The 4796-nt window shown below is 55.8% G+C and carries 6 protein-coding genes; all 6 read left to right on the top strand.

Annotation, left to right across the window (positions count from 1 at the left end):
* The coding region (locus tag U9R81_RS10355; protein ID WP_322495384.1) for a glycosyltransferase at positions 1-575 on the top strand (575 nt) is incomplete at its 5' end.
* 227 nt (positions 576-802) lie between these two features.
* Positions 803-1933: a hypothetical protein gene (locus tag U9R81_RS10350; protein ID WP_322495383.1), complete on the top strand. Its 1131-nt coding sequence runs from the start codon at positions 803-805 to the stop codon at positions 1931-1933.
* A 184-nt stretch (positions 1934-2117) separates the two neighbouring features.
* Positions 2118-2939, top strand: coding sequence for a DUF262 domain-containing protein (locus tag U9R81_RS10345; RefSeq protein WP_322495382.1), 822 nt, complete (start codon positions 2118-2120; stop codon positions 2937-2939).
* A 143-nt stretch (positions 2940-3082) separates the two neighbouring features.
* Entirely contained in the window at positions 3083-3769 is a 687-nt protein-coding gene (locus tag U9R81_RS10340; RefSeq protein ID WP_322495381.1) for an HNH endonuclease family protein, read from the top strand.
* A 53-nt stretch (positions 3770-3822) separates the two neighbouring features.
* Positions 3823-3972, top strand: coding sequence for a hypothetical protein (locus U9R81_RS10335; protein ID WP_322495380.1), 150 nt, complete (start codon positions 3823-3825; stop codon positions 3970-3972).
* A 625-nt stretch (positions 3973-4597) separates the two neighbouring features.
* Positions 4598-4796 (top strand): thiamine pyrophosphate-binding protein (locus U9R81_RS10330; protein WP_322495379.1); only part of this gene is annotated, 199 nt, incomplete at its 3' end.

The raw sequence follows: 4796 nt of genomic DNA, 5'->3' as shown, positions 1-4796 counted from the left end.
GGCTGCTGGCCCGCTTGCCGGCAGGCGGGCCGCGCGAGCCGCTGGTGATCGCAGTCGGGCAATGGATACCGCGCAAGAATCTGGCCCGCTTGGTGCGGGCATGGGGCCAAGCCGCCCCCCCCGATTGGCGCTTGGAACTGATCGGCGAGACTGAGGCTGATCCAGCCTACGCTGCCGAAGTCTGGCAAGCGGTGCGTAGCTGTCCGGCCCCGGTGATAGTCCATGGCACGCTTGCTGACGATGAGCTAGCCTACCTCTACACATGCGCCAGCGTCTTTGCCCTCCCTTCACGCTTTGAAGGCTACGGCTTGGTCTTTGCCGAGGCGCTGGCCTGCGGTTTGCCGGTGATTGCCGGCGCGGTCGGGCCAGTGCCGGCGCTGGCAGGTGATGGCGGCCTGCTGGTGCCGCCTGATGATGAAGCGGCGCTAGCCGCGGCGCTACACACCATCATCACTGATACCGCCCTACGGGCACGCCTCAGCGCCGCAGCATGGCAACGCGCCGCCGGATTGCCGCGCTGGGATGATACTGCGGAGCGATTGTTGCAGGCGGTGGTATGGGCTTGCCAGCAATGAATTGCCACTCGCTGCTTATCACGTTACACCCCTTGCAACGCTTGGTGTCAGTTGCTAGAAGATATGGTAATAAGTAAGCGAAATAGCGCTATCTCACCTTTGCCGCATCGATCCAACCCAAACCTAACAAAATCTTCATCCAATCTCCCTTGTGAGACCCTCTCTCGTATGCTACAGTGAAAAACACAACTACGCTTTAGATCGCGATCAGTGGAGAGAAACATCTAATGATCACCACTCGCAGCATCTTCACTCTGCTTAGCATCGCCCTCATAGCGCTACTCGCCGCCTGTGGCGGCGGCGCGGACAGCGATCCTTCACCAACGCCAACCACAGAAGCTCCACCAACGCGCACGCCGCACCCAACAGCAGCAGCTAATCCAGCAGCTACCGCAGCGCCAACGACGGCAACCGGGCCAACCGCCGCTGCGGGAAGCGCAATCGAACGCCCGCCGGTTACAAGCACCGACATCGACGTTACGGTGCTCGGCAATGTACAGGTCGAGATGAAGATTGACGGTTTGCTGAAGACCGAAGGCCAAGCCGATGAACCGATCAAACTGACCTTCCTCGAAATCTGGCTGCAAAATGGCGATCGCAGCCTCACCGTTGAGTCTGATTCGCCAGATATAGGACTGTCGCGCATCATCTACGTGCAAATCGGCGACCAAGCGTACCAGTATGTCGAGAGCGGCTCTAATCGAAACTGCCTTAATATCACCGGCAGCGACATGTTCGCCGACAGCATCCTGACCCCCGACTCACTTATTGGCGATCTCCAAGACGCCCGGCTCGCCGAACGTGGCGTACAGGTCAACGGCTTTACCACTGATCGCTACACCTTCAATCTAACTGAACAAACACTTGGCTATCAGGGGCAAGCCAAAGGCGAGATCTGGGTGTCAGCCAATCCGGCAGTGGTTGTGCGCCACATCGGCGAACTCACCGGCACAATCACCAGCGACGCACTTGACGAAAGCGGCGCGCCGCTGCCCGGCGGGATCAGCAATGTGCGCTGGGAGTACAACGTCACCAAGCTCGCCGGCAATCCTAGCCTCACCCTGCCTACAGTATGCGAGCAACTGCAAGCAGTTGGCGCTGACATTCCGTTACCGCCAAACATCAGCAATCAGATGCGGATGGGTGAGCTGATCAGCTTTGAGACGACCGACTCGGCAGCGAATATGGCCACGTTCTTCCAGACCGAGATGGTGGCAAACGGTTGGCAGGCAGGCGAAACCAGCCAATACGGCGACACATACCAACTCACGTTTAGCAAAGATGGTCGTACCGCGACGGTCATGATCTCAACCGAAAACAATAAGACGTCGGTGATCATTTTGCTCGCGTCGTCGTAAATACAGTTTGATCAAGTAGAATGCAGCCAAGCGCAAGGCGAGCCAACAGATTGCTCGCCTTGTTATCGTGTATACTGTTTAGAAAACTATCACTTGCGATACCTCACACCTGCTGAGGAATTGCGTAATCTGCCCCTATCATTCCAAAACACCGAAAATCGCACATACCGCCAACTGCTCGGCAATGGGTTGTCCTACCGAGTACCTCGCTTCCAACGTGATTATTCGTGGGGCGAGGAAGAATGGTGAAGATCTGTGGCACGATATTATCGTGCGCGGCGGAGAACCTGCGCACTATATGGGGTATCTGGTTCTCCAAACCAGCGATAACCGTAACTTCGACATCATTGACGGCCAACAACGATTAACCACGCTGAGTCTAATCGTGTTAGCCGCCATGAAACTCATTAAGGAGTTGATTGCGCAAGACTACTATGCGGCTGATAATCAAAAACGTCTCGATCAACTTCGTGCTAGTTATATTGGGTATCTCGATCCGGTCACATTAACTACGAGCAACGAGCTAACGTTGAATCGAAACAACGACGACTACTATCGCAACTATTTGGCGACATTAGCTGATCACCCCCCGCAACGCGGCTTTCCGACCTCCACCCTGACGATGCGCAAGAGCTTTCTCTGGTTTGAACGCCGGTTGCGTGATCATATCGCTAACGCTGCTGATCGCGGCAAAGAACTAGCTAGCTTTGGCGAAACGATGAGTGATAAGCTCTTTTTCACCGTGATTACGGTGGCCGATGAGCTTAACGCCTATCGGGTCTTTGAAACGCTCAATGCGCGCGGTGTTCGCTTATCGGCGACTGACCTGCTAAAAACCACGTGTCTGCTGTTTTGGCCCGTGAGGCGAGCAGCGACCTTGATGGCTTGGAACGACGCCGGGACAGTATTGTTGATCAGCTTGGCAGCGAAAGCGTGCCAGAGTTTCTTAGAACGCATTGGAACAGTCGCCATCAGCTCGCACGCCAATCAGAGTTGTTCAAGGTGATCCGCACGACCATCACATCACGCGCCGATGTGTTTACCCTCTTGCGCGAGATGGATGAAGACATCGACGTGTATCTCGCGCTTACCCAGCCGAGCGGCGCCGCATGGCCGCCTTAGTGGAAAGCGTATGCGCAAGAGTTAGCAATGTTTTCGGTGCACGTGCCTTTCGCGATGCTGATGGCAGCGAAACGGCGCTTGAGCGATGATGATTTTGGCGCCTTGTTACGGGCCACAGTCATTATCACGTTTCGCTACAAAGTGATTGGGTCATTGCATACCGGTGAACTTGAGCGCGTATATAACGCGATTGCGCTCAGATTGCATCATAGTGAACTCACCACGTGGTCGCAAGTCAGCGATGCTTTACGACCAATCTATCTCAGCGACGAGGCATTCCGTACCTATTTTGCCGAAGCCGCGTTGAAGACGAGCCAGAGCCGCAATGCCAAGATTGTCCGCTATATCCTTTGTCAACTAGAAAAACAGGTGAGCGGACAAGACTTTGACTACGAATCGGCCAACTACACCATTGAGCACATTCTGCCCCAATCACCCGCCCAAGGGTGGGAAGCCTTTAATAATCGCGATCTAGAGCAATTTGCCCATCGTATTGGCAATACAGTGATGCTTGAAGCCGGTAAAAATCGCGACCTCGGCAATTGTTCGTATGCCGAGAAACGACCAATCTTGCAACAAAGCGCGTTTGCCCTAACCCGCCAATTGGCTGAGGAAAATGACGACTGGATGCCGGAACGATTAACGGCATGGCAGCGCAAATTGACGCGGATCGCCGCCGGAGTATGGCGCATTGATCGCCTATCGGAGCAGTAATCATGCCTGTTATCGACAGCGTCAGATAAGAGGTGCTTGACGAGCTATTTTTGATGCAGGCACAAGATCAGAGACAAGGTCATAGCGTCGAGGTGGAATATGGCGGCGTGTTTGAATTAACGTTCACCAAGGATGGACGCGAAGTGTCGATCATCATCACCTCTGCCGGCAACAAGACCTTAGTGGTGATTACCTTCCTCTAACGCTCGGATCGTATCGCATCGAGTGCGGCAGGATGACTGCCGCACTCTTTGATAAACGAGGGTCAACTTTCCCTGTTGACAAACCGCTCACGCTGTGGTATCCTCTTCGCGGGTCGTCAATTAGGCAAAGTACACAAATCCATGGCCGCTCACTTTGTAATCCTTATCCTCCTTGTACGCGTACTCCTCCTTAGCCTTATTGGCGGGTGGAGCAATCGTGTTTAGGGAGGGGATGGTCACAAAGCCCCGGCTCAGGATGTAAGACTGAACCTCCCGCCCTGCGGGAGGTTTTTTAGTACCCGTGCGAGGATGCGCGATGCGGCTCATCACAATCATTATCAGCTTTTGGCAACAACGTGCGTTGCAGCCGCGACTCGCGCTTGCGCCGGCAGTGATCACCCGGCGTCGCTAACCTACGTTCCGTTCACCGCCGCCTCGCCAGCGCATTGCCCCGCGACTGGCCGCTCACATCGAGGTGAGCAGCGGCGCAACGCCCCACTGCTGTGGCCCGTCGGTTGTTGGATCGGTCGTCGCCAACGGGACAGCGCATTGCTGCGCTCGCCGCCGTTGGGTGCGACTGCGCACACAGGTTCTGTTCCAGACACATCACGATAGGAGTAGTTCGATGACCAAACCACTCACCGGCGCCCAGATTATGTGTGAGGCCCTCATCCGCGAGGGGGTCGAAGTGATGTTCGGCATTCCCGGCGGCGCGATCATGCCCTTCTACTATGCGATGTGGGATTATCGCGACCGGCTGCGCCACGTGCTCTGCCGCCACGAGCAGGGGGCCGGCCACGCCGCCGAAGGCTACGCCCGCGCCA

The organism is Chloroflexus sp. (genome assembly GCF_034435895.1).
Lineage (GTDB): Bacteria > Chloroflexota > Chloroflexia > Chloroflexales > Chloroflexaceae > Chloroflexus.
This window is presented reverse-complemented; position numbering and strand designations above follow the sequence as displayed.

Coding starts and splice junctions, on each gene's coding strand:
- U9R81_RS10350 (WP_322495383.1), top strand. CDS start 803: ATGATCACCACTCGCAGCATCTTCACTCTGCTTAGCATCGCCCTCATA.
- U9R81_RS10345 (WP_322495382.1), top strand. CDS start 2,118: ATGGGTTGTCCTACCGAGTACCTCGCTTCCAACGTGATTATTCGTGGG.
- U9R81_RS10340 (WP_322495381.1), top strand. CDS start 3,083: ATGTTTTCGGTGCACGTGCCTTTCGCGATGCTGATGGCAGCGAAACGG.
- U9R81_RS10335 (WP_322495380.1), top strand. CDS start 3,823: ATGCAGGCACAAGATCAGAGACAAGGTCATAGCGTCGAGGTGGAATAT.